The organism is Flavobacterium sp., assembly GCF_027484705.1.
Lineage (GTDB): Bacteria > Bacteroidota > Bacteroidia > Flavobacteriales > Flavobacteriaceae > Flavobacterium.
In genome coordinates, this window is the sequence record NZ_JAIXSL010000011.1 from 181,362 (window position 1) to 203,479 (window position 22,118).

The window sequence follows — 22,118 nt, forward strand, 5'->3', positions numbered from 1 at the left end:
ACGATACTTTAAAAAAATACAACAGGTTCTCAAAATCAGTGTTTTTGCTTTGGTTTTCTTGGTGAACTATAATCTTCAGGCTCAGGTGGTTGAGGAGGTAGCGACCGACAGCATCAAGCCCGGATATTCAACGGGTACTTTCCAATTGCAAAACCCGCCAAGTGTTTTAGATGCTTATACTTATGACCCAGTAACTGATCGGTATGTGTATACCAACAGTGTCGATGGTTTTAATATTAATTACCCGATTATCCTTACGCCAAAAGAATATGAAGCGTTGATGTTAAGAGAATCAATGCGCAAATATTTCAAGGAAAAATCCGATGCTATTGACGGAAAAAAAGCAGGAACCGAAGAAGCTAAGAAAAATTTATTGCCAAGATATTATATCAATTCGGGTTTCTTTTCCTCAATTTTCGGAAGCAATACCATTGATGTCAAGCCCACAGGTTCGGTAGAAGTTGATTTAGGCGTGCGCCATACCAAGCAAGACAATCCGGCTTTTTCCCCACAAAACAGATCGACTACCAATTTCGATTTCGATCAGAGAATCAGCATGAGTTTGATGGGAAAAGTAGGAACTCGACTCAAAGTGACTGCCAATTATGATACGGAATCAACATTCTCTTTCCAGAATCAAATCAAATTAGAGTATACGCCGGATGAAGACGACATCATCCAGAAAATAGAGGTTGGAAATGTAAGCCTTCCGCTGAGCAGTTCGTTGATTCGTGGTGCTCAAAGTTTGTTTGGGGTCAAAGCACAATTGCAGTTTGGTAAAACCACCATCACAGGAATATTCTCCGAACAAAAATCACAAACCAAAACCGTAACGGCACAAGGCGGCGGAACCATTCAGGACTTTGATTTGTTCGGATTGGAGTATGACAATGACAGGCACTTTTTCCTATCACAATATTTCAGGAATAAATATGACTCAGCGCTAAAAAATTATCCGTTCATTGATAGCAGGGTTCAGATTACGCGTCTTGAAGTTTGGATCACAAACCGCCAGAACAGGGTGAATACGACTAACAATAACCTGCGGAATATTGTCGCTTTACAGGATTTGGGTGAGGCAGAATCAACAGGTTTGCAAACCTCTGATGTGGTATCTTTAGGGACATTGCCATCAGGATTTTTTAAGGTACCAGCCGATACGCCTGCAGACAATAAAAACAATTTATACGATCCGGGTCTGATTGATGACATACAGGGTGGCGCGGGTTATTTAAATCCCAATATCAGGGAAATTGCCACAGCAGGTTCAGGGTTTAATACTTTAACTCCGGGGCCGATTCAACAAGTGGAAGGGTTAGACTATTCCAAACTTGAAAACGCCAGAAAATTAAATACCAACGAGTATACTTTCAATACCCAATTAGGATATCTTTCCTTACAGCAGCGATTGTCCAATGACGAAGTATTAGCGGTAGCTTATCAGTATACTATTGGCGATCAGGTTTATCAGGTGGGTGAGTTTGGGAATGATGGGGTTGATGCCACACAACCTGGTTCGTTTGATCCGATTACAGGAGTGCCACAAACGATTACCACGCAGTCTTTGGTGTTGAAAATGCTGAAGAGTAACCTGACCAATACGGCAAAACCCATCTGGAATTTAATGATGAAAAACATCTACCAGATTCCGGGAGCCTTCCAGTTGGAGCAGCAGGATTTTAAATTCAATATCCTGTATTCCGATCCTTCACCAATCAATTATATTTCGCCGGTTGCGGGAACGCCTTTTCCTCCTAATGATCCTTCAAACCGAGATAATTGGGTAAATGATACCCCTTTGCTGAAAGTATTCAATGTTGATAAATTGAATTACAACAACGACCCTCAAGCAGGCGGCGATGGGTTCTTCGATTTCATCCCAGGATTAACCGTTGACCCACAGAACGGAAGATTGATCTTCACTACAGTGGAGCCTTTTGGAAAATTAATTTTTGAAAAATTGAGAACCAGTCCACTTCAAAATTATAAAGGAGATCCGAACTCCCCAACGGATTATAATGCCAATCAGAAAAAATATGTATTCCGCAGCATGTATACCGGAACACAATCCTCAGCATTGCAGGATAGCGATAAGAACAAATACCAATTAAGAGGAAAATTCAAATCATCGGGCGGCGACGGAATTCCTATCGGCGCATTTAATGTGCCTAAAGGTTCTGTAGTGGTGACAGCCGGAGGGCGTGTGTTGATTGAAGGAGTGGATTATAGCGTCAATTACCAAGCGGGCCGCGTTCAGATTTTAGACCCTTCTTTACAAGCCTCCAACACGCCGATTCAGGTTTCTGTAGAAAACAATTCTACTTTTGGACAGCAAACCAGAAGGTTTATGGGTATTACGGTGGATCATAAAATATCCGAAAAATTCATTATTGGCGGTACGTTTTTAAAAATGACCGAAAGACCATTAACTCAAAAATCGAGTTTCGGACAAGAATCAGTAAACAATACAATTTTCGGATTGAACACCACTTTTTCTACAGAAGTTCCGTTTTTCACACGAATGGTGAATAAATTACCGTTCATTGATACTGACGTTCCGTCTAACATTTCGTTTAGAGGGGAAATTGCTTTCCTGAAACCGGATACGCCAAAAGCGGATCAGTTTGATGGAGAATCCACGATTTATGTCGATGATTTTGAAGGCACCCAAACCAATATCGATTTGCGTTCTCCATTGTCATGGGCTTTGGCTTCAACACCTCTTGTAGACACGGATGTACAATCAACGGGAGATCATCCTGAAACACCTAGCCCTTATAATTTCAATGGCGATTTGACCACTCTTGAATATGGGGCCAAAAGAGCCAAGCTGAGCTGGTATACAATTGATCCTGTTATTTATACTAAGCCAGGTGGTATTTCTACGGATGATATTTCACTAAACAAAACCAGAAGGATTTTTATCGATGAATTGTATCCCGGAACCGATATCGCAGCAGGGCAACAACAAATTGTCAATACGCTCGACTTGACTTACTATCCTACAGAAAGAGGTCCGTACAATAACAGTTTAGATGTAGCGACTGACCCAGAAAGCAATTTTGGAGGGATTACACGAGCATTGAATTCTACCAATTTTGAGCAGTCGAATGTGGAGTTTATCCAGTTTTGGATTCTGGATCCTTATGTGGGAAGTGGTGGTTTGTCTCCTACAACTAACAACAGGGGAAGAATCTATTTCAACTTAGGTTCTATTTCAGAGGATATTCTGAAGGACGGACAAAAACAATACGAGAACGGATTGCCTGAAGCGGGCTCAAATTCACCCTATGTCGTGGATACCGTATGGGGAAGAGTGCCCGCCTCACAGTCATTGATTTATGCGTTTGACACGAACCAAGGCAATAGGGATGTTCAGGATGTCGGACTCGATGGTGTAAATGATGCGGCAGAAGCTACAAAATATTTCAATTATGCCGGCCAGGCTGATCCGGCAGGGGATAATTATGTTTATTACCTTCAGGCGGGCGGCGATGTCATTCAGCGTTATAAAAATTATAACGGAACCCAAGGGAATTCACCAGTCAACGTATCGGATAATAACAGAGGAAATTCTACATTGCCTGATGTGGAAGATCTCAACCGCGACAATACGATGGATACAGTTCAGGCGTATTACGAGTATAGTGTCGAAATCAAACCCGGAATTTCGTTGACCGATAAGTATGTTACCGATATCAGGGAAGATGTTGCACCAACACCAGGCGCAAGTTCTGAATCCACGCCTTACCGATGGATACAGTTTAAAATTCCTGTATCGGAACGCGAAAGAACCATCGGAGGCATCACTGATTTTACTTCTATAAGATTTATCAGAATGTTTATGACTGGTTTTGAAAGTGAAATCACCGTTCGTTTTGGTGCGCTCGACTTGGTTCGTGGGGACTGGAGACGTTACACCAAAACATTAGATCCTGTTGATGAAAATCCTAATAATGACGCTACAGTTTTCGAAGTACAGTCGGTCAACATATTAGAAAACGGACCCGGCACCTCTTCAGACCCGAACCAAATCCCGTATGTTTCGCCGCCGGGTGTAGTCAGAGAACAGTTGTATAATAACAATACAATCATTAACCAAAACGAACAGTCTTTATCACTGAAAGTTTCGGGAGCGGATGGGCTTGAGGTAAATGATGCCCGAGGTGTATTTAAAAATGTAAGCGTAGACATGCGTCAGTTTAAGAGACTCAGAATGTTTTTGCATGCGGAATCTTTCTCGGGCGACAATACCTCGGTGTTGAACGATGACGAAATGATGGCTTTTATCCGTTTTGGAAATGACTTTACCGAGAATTTCTATGAAGTGCAGATTCCATTAAAAGTTTCCGCAAATACGGCTAGAACTGCAGAAGCAATTTGGCGGGCAGAAAATGAAATCAACCTCGCCTTGGAGGATCTGACCGACCTGAAGATAAAAATGAGGAACTATACCGGTGCCAATGGGCCATTAGCTCCGGGACAAATTTTCTATGACCCCGATGGAGCACGACCTAATGGGCTTAAACTCGGTGTGCGTGGAAATCCTAATTTCGGATTGGTAAGAAATTTAATGGTGGGTGTAAGAAATAATACCGGCGGAACTCCAAATCCTAGACCTATAAAAGGAGAAGTATGGTTTAATGAACTCCGCTTATCCGAAATGGACAACGCAGGAGGTATGGCGGCACTGGTCAATATCGACACCAATCTCGCTGATTTTGCCACGATTTCGGCCACAGGAAAAATGAGTACGATAGGTTTCGGAACGCTAGAACAAGGACCCAACGAAAGAAGTCGTGAAGACGTGCAGCAGTATAACATTGTGACCAACTTAAGTTTGGGGAAACTGATGCCAAAAAAATGGCACATCAACCTACCATTCAATTATGCGATTGGGGAAGAAACTATTACACCGCAGTATGATCCTTTCAATCAGGATATCAAGCTCGATCAGGTATTGTCAATTACGTCTGATTCGGGTCTTAAAGCCGAATATAAAGACCGTGCGATTGATTACACCAAACGCAAAAGCATCAATTTCATCGGTGTAAAAAAAGAAAGAGCCCCCGAGCAGAAACCACACATCTATGATCCGGAAAACCTGACGCTTTCTTACTCGTTCAATCAGGTGGAGCGCCATAATTATGAGATTGAAAAATTCCTTGATCAAAGCGTGAATACCACAGTCGATTATACGTTTGCCTTCCAGCCCAAACCTGTGGAGCCTTTAAAGAACAGTAAGTTTCTGAAGAAAAGTTCGTATTGGAAATTGTTGAGCGATTTTAATTTCAATTACCTGCCGAGTAATATTTCTTTCAGTACTAATATTATCAGACAATACAACAAACAGCAGTTCAGACAAATTGATGTAGTTGGTTTGCCTTTGGATCCGTTGTACAGAAGAAACTATTTATTCAATTACCAATACGGATTCAATTACAACCTGACCAAATCGCTTAAGATCAATTACACCGCTTCTTCAAGCAATATTGTAAAGAATTATCTTGATGAGTTCGACCAACCGATCAACAGCGTTACCTTATACACGGATTATTGGAATACTGGAGAGCCTAACACGCACACCCAACAGTTTGTCCTGAATTATGATTTGCCACTCAACAAACTGCCTTTCCTTAGTTTTGTGAAATCGACCTATTCTTATACCGGTGATTATAACTGGCAAAGAAATACGACTATTTTGCCCGGTTTCGATTTGGGGAATACGATCCAGAATGCGAGTTCCCATAAGTTGAATACCGCGCTCAACATGGAATCATTCTACAAGTACATCGGATTGACTAAGAAAACCGCCAAACCAGCACCCAAACCTGTGGCTCCGCCAAAACCTGGACAAAAAGTGGTCAATACCAATGTCGCACCGGCAAGTTCGAACAACAATTTATTTGTTAACGGACTTATTGGCGTACTGACGAGCGTAAAAAATATCAACATCAATTATACTGAAAATAAAGGAACGGTATTGCCAGGATTTACACCAGGCTTAGGATTCTTTGGTTCTTCGAAACCGACACTCGGATTTATTTTTGGTTCGCAGAACGATATCCGTCAGGAATCTGCAACAAACGGTTGGTTGACCACTTATGAGAATTTCAATCAGAATTTTACGCAAGTCACCAACAGAACCTTAAATCTTACGGCGAATGTAGATTTGTTCCCCGATTTTAAAATCGATTTGAATGCTGACCGAACTTTTGTGAGCAATTACTCGGAGCAATACGATGTTTCAGCCGATGGAACCTACAATTCAAGATCGCCGTACACTTTCGGTAATTATGCGATTTCAACCATTTTAATCAATACTGCCTTCAGCCAAAGTGATGAAAATTCCTCCGCCGCTTTTGATAAATTCCGAACCAACCGTTTAGTCATTGCAGATCGTTTGGCGGAAAATTATTATGGAAGTGCTAACTTTCCAAGATATGGCGACGTTGGTTTTGCGATACCAACCAATCCTGACGATCCGAATTTTTCGATTTACTCTGCCAACAAAGGCTTCCCGGTAGGTTTCGGAAAGAACAACCAAGCGGTTCTGATTCCGTCATTCTTGGCAGCATATTCCGGCTCAAGCGCTTCGGGCACCTCACTAAAAACATTCAAAGATATTCCGCTTCCGAACTGGACCATTAAGTATACCGGATTGATGCGCTACAAATTCTTCAAGGATAATTTCAAAAGGCTTTCGTTGCAGCACAGCTACAAAGCGACTTATACGATCAATGCGTTCCGCTCGAATTTTGAATATGACAAAAACCCGATTGGTACGGATACCGGAGGGAATTATCTGAACAAAGTATTGATTTCTAATGTCAATTTGGTAGAGCAATTCAACCCATTGATTCGCTTGGATTTTGAAATGAAAAACTCCGTGAAAATTCTTGCTGAAATGAAAAAAGACCGTTCGATGTCTTTGAGTTTCGATAACAATTTATTGACCGAAGTCAGAGGAATGGAATACGTTTTTGGCGTGGGTTACAGAATCAAAGATGTGATTTTTTCGTCTAAACTGGCCGACAATCCAACAGGAATTATCAAAAGTGACATCAATCTGAAACTCGATGCTTCGTACAGAAACAGCAAAACGATTGTGCGTTACCTCGATTACGACAACAACCAATTGTCGGGTGGTCAGAATGTTTGGTCTTTAAAACTAGGGGCGGATTATGCTTTCAGTAAAAACCTGACGGTGTTGTTCTTCTACGACCATTCGTTCTCGAAAGCGGTAATCTCAACTTCGTTCCCAACGACTAATATCCGCGCCGGATTTACGATGCGATACAATTTCGGGAATTAATAAAAATTATTTTTAAAATCATCATCGTAAGCTTTACCTTTGATGCCAACAATAAATTATAGTCAAATACAATGAACATACCAGCAAACCTAAAGTACACTAAAGACCACGAATGGATTTCCATCGATGGTGACATTGCCACGATTGGAATTACCGATTTTGCCCAAAAAGAATTGGGAGATATCGTATACGTTGAAGTGGAAACCCTAGACCAAACCTTAACCAAAGACGAAGTTTTCGGAACCGTTGAAGCGGTGAAAACAGTGTCAGATTTGTTTCTTCCCGTAGCCGGTGAAATCATCGAATTCAATGATGCGTTAGAAAGCAATCCTGAAATGGTCAATTCTGATCCCTACGGAGCCGGATGGATGGTCAAGGTGAAAGTTTCGAACGTTGCTGAAATGGAGGAATTACTTTCAAGTGAAGACTATAAAACCCTTATCGGAGCGTAAGGATTTATTCCTGTTTCTGGCCATTATCTGGACTTTCTTTATTGCCTATTTATGTTTGGCGCGTTTCAAAAGCCTGCCTAAAATAGGATTGAGTGGTGCTGATAAATACGTACACGTCATTTTGTATTTTGTCTTTACGTCACTTTGGTCTTTTTATCTTAAAGCTAAAGCATCATTCAGTAACGCCTCATTAGTCAAAGTGGTTTTTGCGGCCATCGTTTACGGCAGTGCCATTGAGATTGCCCAAGGGCTTTTTACCACGACACGCAAAGCGGATATTATGGATGTTTTGGCCAACACCTCAGGTTCGATTCTGGCTGTAATGGCTATATTAATCGGAACACGTTTCGCTGCCAAGAAGATTTAAAATTAATTCAATAAAAAAAGATCCCGCATCCGTGGGATTTTTTTATTTTTATACCATGAATATAAAACAATACCTCGACTCTACCTATCTGAAAACCACCGAGCAGGCCGGAATTTCAGAAGCCGATAATAAGGAAGTGGCCAAAAAGTTTATTCAGGAAGCCATTGACGAGAAATTCAAACTCATCATGATCCGTCCTGATATGGTGAAAATGGCCAAAGAAATGATTGTCAAAGCACAATCGAAAGTGGATATTGGTACCGTAATCGACTTTCCCGAAGGCAAATCTAGCTGGATCAAAAAAATGAAGGAAGCACAAAAAGCGATTGATGACGGCGCCAATGACCTCGATTTTGTCTGCAATTATAAAGCCTTTCAAAAAGGCAATGTCGATTTGGTCAAACAAGAAATTCTGAATTGCACGAAATTAGGACTCGACAACCACAAAATCGTCAAATGGATTATCGAAGTCGCGGCCTTAAACCACCAACAAATCATCCAACTTTCGACTTTAATCAAAAACATCGTGATGTCTAATTTTAAAGAAGAATGCTATGCGAATGTTTTTGTGAAATCTTCTACAGGTTTTTTTGTAACCAAAGACAATTTGCCCAATGGCGCTACAGTAGAAACCATCATCATGATGCTTGAGAATGCTTCGCCGCTTCCTGTAAAAGCAGCAGGTGGTGTAAGAACTTACGAAGAGGCCGTACAGATGATCCAGCTTGGTGTGAAAAGAATCGGTACATCCGGCGCTAAAGCTATTGCTGATGGAGAGGTTTCTGAAGCCGGTTACTAAATGCTATCCTAATTAATCATTTCATGAAAAAGATATTTTCTTTATTGTTTTTCGTTTTCGGATGCTGGATTACGGCTGCCCAAAGCACTGTTTCCAATGTTGAACAGTTTCCTGTTTTTCCGGAATGTAAAAGCCTTCAATACCAGCAGTTGGAAAGTTGTTTCAACAATCAGGTGCAGGATTTTGTATACAACCATTTTCAGGTTCCTGAAGATTTGAAAACCGCTAATTATAAAGGAAGCATCATCGTGCTTTTTGAGGTCAATAATGAAGGTGTTTTTAAAACGCTTTATATCGACAGTAATGAAGACCGTTTGTCGCAGGAAGTGAAACGCGTTTTCGGTCAGTTGCCTAAAATAGAACCGGCCACATATAATGGAAAGCCAACCTATGCGAAATATACGATTAAGATTGCCATTCCTTTAAAAAGTGCGGCTGATGTGGCTAAGGAAAATGAAGAAATCCGAATTTTAGAAGCCCGGAATTACACCAAAAACCAAGATAAAGAACTTACGGAATACGATAATGTCGCGTACCATAAATTCAACAATCCGAAATTTGAAAGTAGTTTAAGCATTCCGTTCTCGCACAGTTATTACGCGCATTTTGACGCTGCGATGAACCAACTCGGAACCAACAACCATACAGCTATAAAGCCATACACTTATGCTGATGTAGCCAAGTATTATGATTTCCGGAAAGCCAATGAGCAATTGCAAAAAGATAAAAAAGGCTGGTGGGGCAGGAAATTGTTTAATGAAAATCTGGTAGAGATTCAGGGCGACGGTTATTGGTTTGCGTTCAATCCGATTTTTGATCTCGAAATGGGAAAAAGCAGTCCTAGCGAAGCCAAATACACTTACCTCAATACGCGCGGGATTCAATTTCAGGGTGGCTTAGGAAGACAAGTGACATTCACGACCACTATTTTTGAAAGCCAAGGACGATTCGCAGATTATTATAACCGTTATTCAGAATCCATCAAACCTTACGGACCAACTTCCGATCTAGGCGATCCGGCCGTAATTCCCGGAATTGGGATTGCAAAACGATTCAAGAAAGACGCCTACGATATGTCGATGGCGGAAGCTTACATCACTTATTCACCAAGCAAAATATTTACTTTTCAGGCCGGCTATGGAAGGAATTTCATTGGCGATGGATACCGTTCGCTGATTACAACCGATGGCGTGAGTCCTTATCCGTTTTTTAAAATCAACACGAGTTTCTGGAAAATTAAGTATACCAATACTTACATGTTTTTGAAAGATATTCGTTCGGAAGCCATTGGCGAAAAAACCTATGCGACCAAATATATGGCGAACCATTACCTGAGCTGGAACGCGACCAAGCGTCTGAACATTGGTTTGTTTGAATCCGTCATCTGGGCTAACACGAACGGGCGAGGATTCGATATGAGTTTTTTCAACCCGATTGTTTTTTACCGTTCCGTCGAATTTGCTTCTTCGGCAAGAACCGGAAACGCGCTTTTGGGACTGACTTACAAATACAAATGGAACAACCAGATCAATCTTTACGGACAATTCTTATTGGATGAATTTTCGCTCGCAGAAGTGAAGAAAGCCAACAAAAGCTGGAAGAACAAATACGGATATCAGTTGGGCGTGAAATATTTCAATGCGTTCAATGTAGAGAATTTGTTACTTCAGGTAGAATACAACCACGTAAGACCTTATGTGTATTCCCACAGCGATCCACTCACGAATTACGGACACGCGAACCAGAACGTCGGGCATCAATGGGGCGGCAATTTCAGGGAAATGATTTTCATGGCGCGTTACCATAAAGGGCGGTATTTTGCCGATGCGAAACTGACTTATGGTGTGCGTGGTCTTGACTTTAACACGGCAGCGGACACTTATAATTATGGAGGGAATATTTACTTAAACTATAATGACGGAAAACCTTACGAAACCAACGTCACTGTGGGGCAAGGAAATAAAACTACGATTATGATCGCCGATGTACAGGCAGGTTATCTTGTGAATCCGCAGACCAACCTCAAACTTTTCGGAAGCTTAATCTACAGGAATTTCGATCCGACGCAGGAAACCGCTTCGGCCTTTAAAGAAAGCACGACTTGGTTTTCTTTGGGATTGCGTTGCGACATTTTCAACTGGTATTATGATTATTAGCCGCTAGTCATAGCCCTGATGGTAGTGAGCATCCTTTTGCGTCGGGGTTCGACGCAAAAGATAAAACGAACAGCAGGAAATCGCTCCTAAAAAACCAAAGAAGCGATGCCGTTTTTTATGCTTTGTTTTTTGTCAAATCCTTTTCGATAAAGTACATTTGCAGGAGTTTTGAAAAATACAACCCTACACGCATTGAACGCAACCGCAAATACGTTTTCCCTCAAGGTCATGACCACCGATTTTTTAGAAATCACCAAAGCGCGATTAGCGGTCAGTGTGGTGTTTTCGTCGTTGGCGGGTTTTATGTTGGGCGTGGTCGATTTTCAACATGGTTTTTGGGTGGTATTATTGAAGCTTGCCATCGGTGGCTATTGCATGGTTGGTGCCTCAAATGCTTACAATCAGGTCATTGAGAAAGATCTTGACGCTTTAATGGATCGCACGAAAAACCGTCCGGTGCCTTCGGGAAGAATGACCGTTACCACCGCTTTGATCATCGCCACTTTACTGACCATTCTGGGCATTGCAATTTTATACACAATCAATCCGAAGACTGCGATGTTCGGCGCGATTTCGATTTTTTTATACACCAGTGTTTATACACCATTGAAAACCATGACGCCCTTGTCGGTGTTTGTAGGTGCTTTTCCGGGGGCGATTCCGTTTATGCTGGGCTGGGTTGCCGCTACCGGAAATTTTGGCATTGAAGCCGGAACATTGTTCCTGATCCAGTTTTTCTGGCAGTTTCCGCATTTCTGGGCGATTGGCTGGTTCTTGCACGACGATTATGCGAAAGCCGGATTTTTTATGTTGCCTTCAGGGAAGAAAGACAAATCGACCGCTTTGCAGATTATCCTTTACACCATTTGGTTGATGATTGCTTCTTTGCTACCGGTTTTGGGCTATACCGGAGATTTTTTCATCAGCCCGATCAGCGCTGTGGTGATTTTCTTTTTAGGATTGTGGATGTTGTATTACGCGATCCAGCTTTATAAAACACGCACGACCAAAGCAGCCAGAACGCTCATGCTGGTCAGTGTTTCCTACATTACCTTGTTACAAATTGTATATATCATTGATAAATTCTTACGATAATGACACCAGATAAATTAACCGTGGCCGAAGAAAAAGCCAGAAATGAGAGATCGTATAAACTCCTGCTGTTGTTCGCCATGCTGAGTATGACGATGATGTTTGCAGGATTGACCAGCGCCTTCGTGGTGAGTAAGGCAAGAGCGGACTGGTTGAAGAATTTCCAGTTGCCGATGGCGTTCTATTTCAGCACCGCCGTGATCATTGGTTGCAGCGTGACGTTTCACCTTGCCAAAAAATCGATACAGAAAGACAACAGAAGTGCCACGACTTCATATCTTTTAGGTACATTAGCGCTTGGGATTTTGTTCGTGATTTTCCAGTTTATGGGTTTCGGCCAGATTGTGGCGCAAGGATACTATTTCACAGGAAGTGCGAGCAACATCACGACCACGTTTCTTTATGTAGTAACAGTCGTGCATTTGGCGCACCTTGCAGGAGGTTTGATTTCACTTTTAATTATAATTTATAATCATTTTAAACAAAAATACAATGCGACCCAAACCCTTGGAATAGAGCTAGGTGCGATGTACTGGCATTTTCTGGATTTATTGTGGGTCTATTTGTTTTTGTTTTTATATTTCTTTAAATAAGAAAAAAATGTAAATTTGGGAACTTTTTAACGATTAACTTTATGGGAGCGACAGTTACTACTGCAAACAGCGAAGAAAAAACTTGGGGTGGCGGAAATGAGCCATTGGGAGCGAGTTACGGTAAATTAATGATGTGGTTTTTTATCGTATCAGATGCCTTGACTTTCTCAGGATTTTTGGCCGCTTATGGTTTTTCTAGATTTAAATTTATCGAAACATGGCCTTTAGCCGATGAAGTATTTACACACTTCCCATTCATGCACGGCGTTTCGGCACCGATGTATTATGTAGCGTTAATGACTTTTATTCTGATCTTTTCTTCTGTAACCATGGTTTTGGCGGTAGATGCCGGACATCATATGAACAGAAGCAAAGTCGCTTTCTACATGTTCTTAACGATTATCGGAGGTTTAATCTTCGTCGGATCGCAAGCTTGGGAATGGAAGAACTTCATCCACGGCGAATATGGTGCGATTGAAACCAAAGGCGGAAGCTTGTTGCAATTCGTTGACAACACGGGGAAAAGAGTCAAATTAGAAGATTTTGCTGCCACGCTTCCTGAAGAAAGAGAGCAATTGGAGCGCAACAAAGGAAGATGGTTTATGGACGAGCCAACTTTGCCAACGTATTCAGTTGCTGAAGTACAAGCAGGTTTTAAAGCGCATCCGGAAATTTTGGTGAGAACCGAAGTGATTTATGAAGATGACGCAGCCACGAAAGCCGATCCAAAAATCGACCACGCTTTGAGCAAACACAAACACAAAACAATATTGACAAGAGCCGAATCAGAAATCAGATTGGCCAACGCACATTTAGTAGTGGAAGGCGCCAACCTCAAAAGAAACGAATACGGAAGTAAATTGTTTGCAGATTTCTTTTTCTTCATTACAGGTTTCCACGGTTTCCACGTATTTTCTGGAGTCATCATCAACGTGATTATTTTCTTCAACGTGCTTTTAGGTACTTACGATAAGAGAAGAACTTACGAAATGGTGGAGAAAGTCGGATTGTACTGGCACTTCGTAGATTTGGTTTGGGTATTCGTATTTACCGTATTCTATCTTGTTTAATTTTTAAGTTATCATTATGTCACACGAGCACGTATCAAATACAAAAAGAATCTGGTTTGTTTTCGGATTATTATCAGCCGTCACCATCGTTGAGGTTTTCCTAGGGATTATGAAACCAGATGCATTGCATATGACCCATGTCTTAGGAATGAACTTGTTGAATTGGGTATTCTATATCTTAACACTTTTCAAAGCCTATTACATTGTTTGGGCGTTCATGCACATGGAAGGCGAAAAATCAAGCTTGAGATGGGCAGTAGTTTCACCGGTGATTTTTCTGGTGATTTATTTGCTTTTCATTTTGTTGATTGAAGCCAATTACATTTTCGAGGTATTTAAATCTTCCACGATCAAATGGAATTTTTAACAACATATTAATTCACAAAAAAGGGTGCGCATTGCGTGCCTTTTTTTATTTTTGTACTGGTTAAATCCAATGCTGCACCATGAAAAAAAATCTGGTTCTTTTTATCCTTTTCATCTTTCCTATCGTCGCCTATCTTTTCTTTGCTACCGGAGTCAACAGTTTTATGTTCCTGCCGACGGTCACTAAGAACATTCCGGATATAGGACACTGGCAATCGCTCGACGGACAACCGGTAACGCTCAATAAAAAAATCACCATTTTGGGTTTTACAGGAAATGACCTCCTTAAAAACAAAGGCAACTATTTCAATCTCAACCAAAAGATTTATAACAAAAACCGCGAATTCAAAGATTTTCAGTTTGTGATGGTCGCGCCTGAAGGAACGCAAGATCAGGTCAAAGAGATCCTCAACGGATTGCACGACCTCACCGACACCTCAAAATGGTTGTTTGTATTCGCGCCGACCGATGAAATCCAGACGTTCTACAATTCGTTAAAACTCAAAGGTAAACTGGACGAGTATTTTGGAACTACCAATGTCTACATCATCGATAAGAAACGAAACCTGCGCGGTCGCAAAGACAAGGACGAATACAAAGAAGGCTACAACGCCGCATCGCCGTCGGATTTATACAACGAAATGACCGACGATGTCAAAGTGATTTTAGCCGAATACCGTCTGGCGCTCAAAAGAAACAACGCTGACCGACAAATATAAATTCAACCAGCATGCTTAAGAACAAATCTTATATCGGAATTTCGTTCATCATCTTACTGTTCGGGATTTACGCCGTTCCTAAAATCATTAGCCGCATTCAAAATGGTGATGTGGTCAAAGGCGAGCGACTTGATCAGGTAACCGGAAATCAAAAAACCAACGGGAAATTGCAGAAAATCGGCCCCGCGCCACAATTCGAATTGACCGATCAGAACGGCAAAAAAATCAGCAATGCCGATTATAAAGGCAAAGTCTATGTGTTGGAATTTTTCTTTTCAACCTGCCCATCCATTTGTCCGATCATGAATAGAAGCATGCTTGAAATCCAGAACCAGTTTTTTGGCAATCCGAATTTTGGCATCGTCTCAATTACAATCGATCCGGAACACGACACGGCCCAAGTGCTTAAAGCGCATGCGGAAACTTTGGGCGTAAAATCGTCGAACTGGCATTTCCTGACGGGTGACAAGAAATATATTTATGATCTGGCCAACAAAGGTTTCAATCTGTATGCAGGCGAAAACAGCAAAGTCAACGGTGGGTTTGAACATTCAGGTTTGTTCGCTCTAATTGATAAAAACGGAAATATCCGCTGCAGAAAAGACGAATACAACAATCCGATTTTATATTATGATGGCCTCGAAAAAAGCGGCGTGAAAGCCATTCAGCAAGACATAGCAATTTTACTAAAAGAATAATGGAGAATAATTTTACAGAAGATCAACCGATTTTGGTGCAGGAAAATACCATCGAGAAAAAATTCAATAAATTCATCATCGCGGTTTCGATACTGATTCCGGTCGTGGTTGCTGTCTTATTCAGCGTCAAGCTCAAGGATTTTGGGATTAAAGCGGAACCGCTGACTTTCCTGCCGCCGATTTACGCCACAATCAACGGAATTACAGCCGTTGTACTTATTGCCGCTGTTAGAGCGATCAAAAACGGCAACCGCAAACTACACGAAAAACTGATGACCACTGCCATTGCGCTTTCGGTGATGTTTCTCGTGATGTATGTTGCTTACCACATGACCGCAGATTCAACAAAATTTGGTGGTGAAGGCATGATTCGTTATGTGTATTTCTTTTTGCTGATTTCGCATATTTTATTATCCATTGCCGTAATTCCGTTGGTATTGATTACTTACGTCAGAGCTTTAGCGGAACGTTTTGACCACCATAAAAAAATCGCAAAAATCACTTTCCCGATTTGGTTGTATGTAGCTGTGACTGGAGTTATTGTGTATTTGATGATCGCGCCGTATTATGTCAACTAACCATCAAATAGGGGACTTCGAATCTGCAAAGCATGCCGTGAAGCGAACTTTTCTGCTGCTGGTTTTTTACTTCTTTTCTGTTGCCACGAATGCCCAATGTGCCATGTGCCGCGCCGCGCTCGAAGGAGAAGGTAACGTCAAAAAAGCCGCCGCGGTCAACGATGGCATCGTTTATCTGATGATGATTCCGTACATTCTTGTGGCACTGATTGGGATTTTCATTTACAGAATGTACAGCAAGAAAAAACAAAATTCTTAAAAACCATCCACTGAAACTGAGACATCACCATCGACTCTTATGAAAGCGATGATGGCTTTGTTGGTCAGTTGCATGCGCTGGAATTGAATGTCTTTCAAAGCGCCATTGACAAAAACACCCGGCATCGGCGCATAATTCTTCAGGTATTTTTGCATGCTCGATTTGCCTTCATCCAGATTCGGCTGGATCGAATAGCGGCAACTCTGCTGGATTTTCTTCAAAACATAACCTTGAGCGAGCCAATTCGCGGTTTTAAGCAATCTGCTTTTGGTGTCGAGCACATAATTCAAATCGTCAAAATAGACTTCTTTAGTCGCATCGTTATATTGTGGAAAACCGCTTAGGTAAATCCTGCCATTAACACTTCCCAAAACGTCAAGCGCAATGATCATCTTGTTGTTTTTGTGCCAGATGGAAACATTCTGAACGGTGACTTTTTTACTGCCTGAACCGAATTCCTGCCCGGAAAAATTCTTGCTCATAATCTTGGAAGCCTGTTCGTAAGTCGAAACCGCAACGATATTCGCCGTGACGTGTTCAGGCATTTTGAGCACCGGTTTCAGGATGATTTTATTGCGGTCGAATTGGCTTTGTGGTTTTTGCCCGATCAAAGTTTCCATCATACATTTCAATCCCATTTCGAAAGCAATTGATTCCTTCTGAAGTTTGGCGTCGGTCGTATACAATTCCTGCGGCACGATGCGCAACCAGCTTTCATAACTTTCATTCATCTGGAACGGCGTGCAGATTTTCTCCAAAGCGTCGAGTACATTCGGTTTGAAATCCATCGATTTGGCAATCGCGGCATCAATGCTTTTCTCAATTTTGGTTTTGAATAAAGCAATCGTCGGGTTAATCAAATAAGTAATCGGAACGGCTTTTCCGAAAACAGTCACGCTCGGGCTTTCATTCCAGTCCAATGATTTGAATTCGGTATCGGTGCTGAGTTTCCAGTTCGTTAAATGAATGTCGCTCAGCAAAGTCACATTGCCATTGAAATTGAATTCTTTGGTGTTGTATAAATCGATGCCCAGTTTATTCGTGCCGATACGGTATTTCACATAAGCCTTCAAAGGAAGCACAGTTTTGATTTTGCCATTGAGGTTCTCTAAAGTGATCGGCGCGAGTTTCCAGATTTTCATCTCAAGATCATCGTCAGTGATGTTGTTGTCTTCATAAATCAATCCTGTCAGGACTTTGTTCGTCTGGTTTTCGATATCCTTGAGCTTGATTTTCACCGGAATGTTGATGTACGAAGTTGCGTTGTCGTAAAGTAAAGGCGAAGCGTCGTCCGGTTCGGGTTTTAAAGCTTCAATTTTTTGCGTTGTGCCGCAGCCCGAAAAAAGCAATATCGAAAACGAAAGGAATAAAACAAAGCCGAAGAATGTGCGCATTTTGAAAGGATTAGTTGCCCGTAAAATTAAGCAAACCGATATTATTTCCACGCGATGTGTAACAAAAAATATACGCCTCAGTCTAACCGGTTTCAGGTTCAGTACTTTTATATGATTCGCAGCACTGCAGCGTTATTTTTGAAAAAAAAGTAAGGTCAGAAATCAAAATTGTACTGTACCTTTGTAACACTTTCATCAGACAAACCATGAAGAAAATATTTTACGTTACTTTCCTTTTGATGCTTGGCTTGTCCTCGCACTCACAAGCAAAAAAATGGACGTTGGAAGACTGTGTGCGTTACGCATTAGAACACAACATCACGATCAAACAATCCGAACTCGATACGCAGACGGCACAAATCGGCAAAAGCAGTGCATTGGGAAGTTTCTTGCCGAGCATCAATGCCAGCGCTTCACATTCGTGGAATATCGGTCTGAATACGAATATCGTCACCAACGCCCTTGAGAACGAGACGACACAATTTACTTCAGCCGGTTTGGATGCAGGAATTGATATTTACAAAGGACTTCAAAACCAGAACAACCTGAGAAAAGCCAAACTTTCTGTAGTGGCGGCACAATACCAGTTGTCTAAAATGCGCGACGATATTTCACTCAACGTGGCCAATTCGTATTTGCAGATTCTGTTCAACATTGAAAATATTAAAGTCCAGAACGAACAATTAGCCATCAATCAGAAACAATTGGAGCGTACTCAGGAATTGGTGAATGCAGGTTCGATTCCAAGAGGCGATTTGTTGGATATCAAAGCTACGGTAGCCGGCGACAAACAACGCGTTATCAATGCTGAAAACACTTTGCTCATTTCTAAATTGAGTTTGGCGCAATTGCTACAATTAGAAGATTTCAGAAACTTCGATATTGCTGATGCCGATTACGACGCCAAGCAAAGCGAAGTGATGTTCCAGACGCCTGAAGCCATTTACCAAAAAGCAAGCGAACAGCGTGTGGAAGTGAAGATCGCCAAAACCAACCTCGAAATCGCTGAGAAAGATGTGCAGATTTCAAGAGGCGCTTACCAACCGACTTTGCAAGGGTTTTACAGATTCAACACCAGGATTTCTTATGCTGACGTTCCTAATTTTGACGCTTCAGGAAACTTCATTGGTTATGGGAATCCGGCGCCATTTTTCAACCAATTCAGCGACAACAAAGGACACAACTTCGGATTACAACTCAATGTTCCGATATTGAATGGGTTTTCGGCAAGAAACGGTGTTTTGCGTTCCAAAGTAGCCTTAGAGCGCAGCAAAAATGCCCTGTCACAAAGCCAACTTGATTTAGAGCGCAACGTTTTTCAGGCCTATACCGATGCCAAAGGTGCTTACAATGCTTATGAAGCGGCGCAATCTGCACTTGAAGCACGAGAAGGAGCATTCAATTATGCCAAGGAAAGATACGCCGTCGGTATGATGAACGCTTTCGATTTCAACCAGTCCCAAAGCCTTTTCGCCAACGCACAATCTGAAGTGTTGCGCACGAAATACGATTATATTTTTAAAACTAAAATTGTTGAATTCTATTTTGGAATTCAGATTATCAAATAAAGTAAAGTCATGTCAAAAAAAACAACCTATTATTTAATTGGAGCAGCCGTGCTACTGATTGCGGTATTGATTATCCTTTCTAAAACAGGCGTCATTGGGAACAAAGAAGCCATGACGGAAGTGGAAGTCGCCAAAGCCGATACGATGACGATTGTGGAAACCGTTTCCGCCACGGGAAAAATCCAACCTGAAATAGAAGTCAAAATTTCCTCTGAAGTGTCGGGCGAAATCATAGCGTTGCCAGTCAAAGAAGGGCAAGTGGTTAAAAAAGGCGATTTGTTAGTGAAGATTAATCCCGATTTGTATACTTCCGGATATAACAGAACGGTTGCGGGTTTGTCACAGACCAAAGCAGGTTTGGGCCAAGCCGATGCATCATTTAAGGAAGCCAAATCGAATTATGAGCGCAGCAAGACGTTGTTTGATAAAGGCATCATTTCAAAATCAGATTGGGATAAAGCAGTTTCAGCTTTTGAAGGCGCGAAAGCCAACAAGCAATCGGCATATTATAACGTGCAAAGCGCTTCGGCAACGGTCAATGAAGCCAAAGACAACTTAGGAAGAACTACCATTTATGCTCCGGCTGACGGAACGATTTCAATGCTGAACGTTGAATTGGGCGAGCGTGTTTTAGGAACGCAGCAAATGACCGGAACCGAAATTTTGCGCGTCGCGAACCTCAATAATATGGAAGTGGAAGTCGATGTGAATGAAAATGACATCGTCAAAATCAACGTTGGCGATTCTGCGAATGTTGAAGTCGATGCTTACCTGAAAAAGAAATTCAAAGGCATCGTGACGAGCATTTCAAATTCTGCGAGCACGACTTTGACAGCGGATCAGGTGACGAATTTTAAAGTGAAAGTCAGAATCTTAAAAGAATCATATCAGGATTTATTGGCTGGAAAACCTGTAACTTACTCGCCTTTCAGACCCGGAATGACCGCAACGGTGGATATCATTACTACTAGAAAAGAGAATGTTCTTGCCATTCCGATTAGTGCTGTTGTGGTGAAGTCCGATACTTCAGCGGTGAAAAAACCTGAGATTGAAGAACCGAATGATGAGGACAATAAAGTCAAACCAAAAAGCGATAAAAAATACGAATGTGTCTTTGTCAAAGTCGGCGACAAATCTAAAATCAGAATCATCAAAACCGGAATCCAGGACGACACCAACATAGAAGTTACTGAAGGCATCCAAAAAGGCGATGTTATTATTATCGGACCATACACCACCGTTACTAAAGATTTGAATTCTGGCGATAAAGTAAAAATTGCCTCCAAAACCAATCCCGCAGAACCTAAAAAGTAATGGCTTACATCCTCAACATTGAAACCTCGACAAAGAACTGTTCGGTATCGATAGCAAAAGACGGCAATACATTACTATGCAAAGAAGTTGCCGAATCCGGTTATTCGCATGCTGAGAAATTGCATGTGTTCATTGAGGAATTGCTGCTCGAATTGCAACTGAAATATTCTGATTTGAATGCGGTTGCCGTAAGCCAAGGACCGGGTTCTTACACCGGATTACGCATCGGGATTTCCGCGGCTAAAGGTTTGTGTTATGCGCTGAACATTCCGATGATTGCAGTGGATACTTTAGAGGTTTTAACCAGGAAACTCCAGATTTCGGAAGGTTTCATTATTCCGATGATCGATGCGAGAAGAATGGAAGTGTACAGCGCGATTTTCGATGCGCAATATCAAAAAATAAGAGCAACGCAGGCGGAGATTATCACTGAGGATTCTTTTGCTAATCTGGAAAAGCCCGTGTATTTTGTCGGAGATAGTTTTGAAAAAGCCAAAGCGGTTTTGACCAAACCCAACTTCATCTTTAAAGAAGATGTTATTTATCCTTCAGCCAGCGAAATGGGTGCTTTGAGCTATGATAAATACAAAAAAAACGACACCGTCGATGTCGCTTATTTTGAGCCTTATTATCTGAAAGACTTTATGACCACAGCGCCAAAGAAGTAACTTACTGCGCTAAAAAGTCAATGATTTTAGTGCGGTCGGTTTCAAAATCAATTTTGTTTTCTTTTACAAATTTTTCAATCGCTTCTTTCTTGTCCGGAAATAATTTGGCAAGCTGTTTCTTCGATTCAGGAAAATCGGTGATATATCCGTTGGTATCTTTTAAGTAGTACTGGTCATTTTCTTTACTAAACCTTGCTGGCATATCCCTTTCTAGAGAAGTCTTGGCTTTTTTACCCGGATAAAAAGAAATCCATTCTCTTTTAAATAAAGTATAATTGGCTTTTTGGTAAAGTTCGATCAGATACCCTTGGTGCGATTTTTCTGCGTTATTGTAGGTGACCAATTTGTATTTTTTATTAGCGCTAAGAAAGGTAATGTTACTGAAGTCAGGAATTTTATCCAAAGCTAAAGTGTCATTTTTAGGGCTTATGAATTCCATGGCATCAAAGCAAGCATTATATCGCATGTTTACTTTTGCGGGAATACCATCAACCATAGCGGGTGAAAACATTACATTGAGATAAGGAGATCCTATTGGTTTGACTCCAGAAAACTGATCTAAACCTGCGATACGATAATTCATTCGGTAACCATACCCTACGGTTAATCCTCCATCCTGAGCATAACAGGAAACAGATAAGAATAAGATGCAAATAAAGGCAATAATTGGTTTTATCATGGCTTTGATTTTAAAATTAAGAAGCTAATAT

Annotated in this window: 18 protein-coding genes; 16 read left to right on the forward strand and 2 right to left on the reverse strand. The window is 41.4% G+C overall.

Annotation, left to right across the window (positions count from 1 at the left end; genetic code table 11):
• The first annotated feature begins 49 nt into the window (after positions 1 to 49).
• From sprA to Q0058_RS06670, 13 genes are all read left to right on the forward strand, one after another.
• The gene (gene sprA / locus Q0058_RS06610) at positions 50 to 7,315 is read left to right on the forward strand and encodes a cell surface protein SprA (RefSeq protein ID WP_298222162.1); all 7,266 of its coding nucleotides are present in this window, start codon (positions 50 to 52) and stop codon (positions 7,313 to 7,315) included.
• Between the two features lie 71 nt (positions 7,316 to 7,386).
• Positions 7,387 to 7,767, forward strand: a complete 381-nt coding sequence (gcvH, locus tag Q0058_RS06615; RefSeq protein WP_298222131.1) for a glycine cleavage system protein GcvH — start codon at positions 7,387 to 7,389, stop codon at positions 7,765 to 7,767.
• Positions 7,736 to 8,134 (forward strand): VanZ family protein, encoded by a 399-nt coding sequence (locus Q0058_RS06620; RefSeq protein WP_298222133.1) that lies wholly within the window; start codon positions 7,736 to 7,738, stop codon positions 8,132 to 8,134. The genes gcvH and Q0058_RS06620 overlap by 32 nt, the downstream gene beginning before the upstream one ends.
• 55 nt (positions 8,135 to 8,189) lie before the next feature.
• Positions 8,190 to 8,933: a deoxyribose-phosphate aldolase gene (gene deoC, locus Q0058_RS06625; protein WP_298222135.1), complete on the forward strand. Its 744-nt coding sequence runs from the start codon at positions 8,190 to 8,192 to the stop codon at positions 8,931 to 8,933.
• Between the two features lie 23 nt (positions 8,934 to 8,956).
• A complete protein-coding gene (locus Q0058_RS06630) occupies positions 8,957 to 11,089 on the forward strand; it encodes an energy transducer TonB (RefSeq protein WP_298222138.1) in 2,133 nt (710 codons plus the stop codon).
• A gap of 192 nt (positions 11,090 to 11,281) precedes the next feature.
• Positions 11,282 to 12,184, forward strand: coding sequence for a heme o synthase (gene cyoE / locus Q0058_RS06635; protein WP_298222140.1), 903 nt, complete (start codon positions 11,282 to 11,284; stop codon positions 12,182 to 12,184).
• Positions 12,184 to 12,774, forward strand: a complete 591-nt coding sequence (locus Q0058_RS06640) for a cytochrome c oxidase subunit 3 (protein ID WP_298222142.1) — start codon at positions 12,184 to 12,186, stop codon at positions 12,772 to 12,774. Before cyoE ends, Q0058_RS06640 begins: the two co-directional genes overlap by 1 nt.
• 41 nt (positions 12,775 to 12,815) lie before the next feature.
• The gene (locus Q0058_RS06645; protein WP_298222143.1) at positions 12,816 to 13,844 is read left to right on the forward strand and encodes a cytochrome c oxidase subunit 3; all 1,029 of its coding nucleotides are present in this window, start codon (positions 12,816 to 12,818) and stop codon (positions 13,842 to 13,844) included.
• A gap of 16 nt (positions 13,845 to 13,860) precedes the next feature.
• Positions 13,861 to 14,211: a cytochrome C oxidase subunit IV family protein gene (locus Q0058_RS06650; protein ID WP_298222144.1), complete on the forward strand. Its 351-nt coding sequence runs from the start codon at positions 13,861 to 13,863 to the stop codon at positions 14,209 to 14,211.
• Between the two features lie 79 nt (positions 14,212 to 14,290).
• Positions 14,291 to 14,929 (forward strand): hypothetical protein, encoded by a 639-nt coding sequence (locus Q0058_RS06655; RefSeq protein WP_298222145.1) that lies wholly within the window; start codon positions 14,291 to 14,293, stop codon positions 14,927 to 14,929.
• Positions 14,930 to 14,940: 11 nt separating this feature from the next.
• Positions 14,941 to 15,627: an SCO family protein gene (locus tag Q0058_RS06660; protein ID WP_298222146.1), complete on the forward strand. Its 687-nt coding sequence runs from the start codon at positions 14,941 to 14,943 to the stop codon at positions 15,625 to 15,627.
• A gap of 35 nt (positions 15,628 to 15,662) precedes the next feature.
• On the forward strand, positions 15,663 to 16,205 hold the full coding sequence (locus tag Q0058_RS06665) for a DUF420 domain-containing protein (RefSeq protein WP_298222164.1): 543 nt from the start codon (positions 15,663 to 15,665) through the stop codon (positions 16,203 to 16,205).
• A 37-nt stretch (positions 16,206 to 16,242) separates the two neighbouring features.
• Positions 16,243 to 16,464, forward strand: a complete 222-nt coding sequence (locus Q0058_RS06670; RefSeq protein ID WP_298222147.1) for a hypothetical protein — start codon at positions 16,243 to 16,245, stop codon at positions 16,462 to 16,464.
• On the opposite strand, the gene Q0058_RS06675 is transcribed toward Q0058_RS06670, so the two are convergent.
• The gene (locus Q0058_RS06675) at positions 16,461 to 17,858 is read right to left on the reverse strand and encodes a DUF4403 family protein (RefSeq protein ID WP_298222148.1); all 1,398 of its coding nucleotides are present in this window, start codon (positions 17,856 to 17,858) and stop codon (positions 16,461 to 16,463) included. The genes Q0058_RS06670 and Q0058_RS06675 overlap by 4 nt on opposite strands.
• A 206-nt stretch (positions 17,859 to 18,064) precedes the next feature.
• On the opposite strand from Q0058_RS06675, the gene Q0058_RS06680 reads away from it, so the two are divergent.
• From Q0058_RS06680 to tsaB, 3 genes are read left to right on the forward strand one after another with little or no spacing between them, the layout of a single operon-like run.
• Entirely contained in the window at positions 18,065 to 19,426 is a 1,362-nt protein-coding gene (locus Q0058_RS06680) for a TolC family protein (RefSeq protein WP_298222149.1), read from the forward strand.
• A gap of 9 nt (positions 19,427 to 19,435) precedes the next feature.
• Positions 19,436 to 20,740: an efflux RND transporter periplasmic adaptor subunit gene (locus tag Q0058_RS06685; protein WP_298222150.1), complete on the forward strand. Its 1,305-nt coding sequence runs from the start codon at positions 19,436 to 19,438 to the stop codon at positions 20,738 to 20,740.
• Positions 20,740 to 21,408 (forward strand): tRNA (adenosine(37)-N6)-threonylcarbamoyltransferase complex dimerization subunit type 1 TsaB, encoded by a 669-nt coding sequence (gene tsaB, locus Q0058_RS06690; protein ID WP_298222151.1) that lies wholly within the window; start codon positions 20,740 to 20,742, stop codon positions 21,406 to 21,408. Before Q0058_RS06685 ends, tsaB begins: the two co-directional genes overlap by 1 nt.
• Position 21,409: 1 nt before the next feature.
• Here tsaB and Q0058_RS06695 read toward each other — a convergent pair whose 3' ends face one another.
• Complete coding sequence (locus tag Q0058_RS06695) at positions 21,410 to 22,087, reverse strand: hypothetical protein (RefSeq protein ID WP_298222152.1); 678 nt, start codon at positions 22,085 to 22,087, stop codon at positions 21,410 to 21,412.
• Positions 22,088 to 22,118 lie beyond the last annotated feature (31 nt).

Bases quoted from the DNA above. Each gene is read 5' to 3' on its own strand.
- gcvH (WP_298222131.1), top strand. From the start codon at position 7,387: ATGAACATACCAGCAAACCTAAAGTACACTAAAGACCACGAATGGATT.
- deoC (WP_298222135.1), top strand. From the start codon at position 8,190: ATGAATATAAAACAATACCTCGACTCTACCTATCTGAAAACCACCGAG.
- Q0058_RS06630 (WP_298222138.1), top strand. From the start codon at position 8,957: ATGAAAAAGATATTTTCTTTATTGTTTTTCGTTTTCGGATGCTGGATT.
- Q0058_RS06640 (WP_298222142.1), top strand. From the start codon at position 12,184: ATGACACCAGATAAATTAACCGTGGCCGAAGAAAAAGCCAGAAATGAG.
- Q0058_RS06645 (WP_298222143.1), top strand. From the start codon at position 12,816: ATGGGAGCGACAGTTACTACTGCAAACAGCGAAGAAAAAACTTGGGGT.
- Q0058_RS06650 (WP_298222144.1), top strand. From the start codon at position 13,861: ATGTCACACGAGCACGTATCAAATACAAAAAGAATCTGGTTTGTTTTC.
- Q0058_RS06655 (WP_298222145.1), top strand. From the start codon at position 14,291: ATGAAAAAAAATCTGGTTCTTTTTATCCTTTTCATCTTTCCTATCGTC.
- Q0058_RS06660 (WP_298222146.1), top strand. From the start codon at position 14,941: ATGCTTAAGAACAAATCTTATATCGGAATTTCGTTCATCATCTTACTG.
- Q0058_RS06675 (WP_298222148.1), bottom strand. From the start codon at position 17,858: ATGCGCACATTCTTCGGCTTTGTTTTATTCCTTTCGTTTTCGATATTG.
- Q0058_RS06680 (WP_298222149.1), top strand. From the start codon at position 18,065: ATGAAGAAAATATTTTACGTTACTTTCCTTTTGATGCTTGGCTTGTCC.
- Q0058_RS06685 (WP_298222150.1), top strand. From the start codon at position 19,436: ATGTCAAAAAAAACAACCTATTATTTAATTGGAGCAGCCGTGCTACTG.
- tsaB (WP_298222151.1), top strand. From the start codon at position 20,740: ATGGCTTACATCCTCAACATTGAAACCTCGACAAAGAACTGTTCGGTA.
- Q0058_RS06695 (WP_298222152.1), bottom strand. From the start codon at position 22,087: ATGATAAAACCAATTATTGCCTTTATTTGCATCTTATTCTTATCTGTT.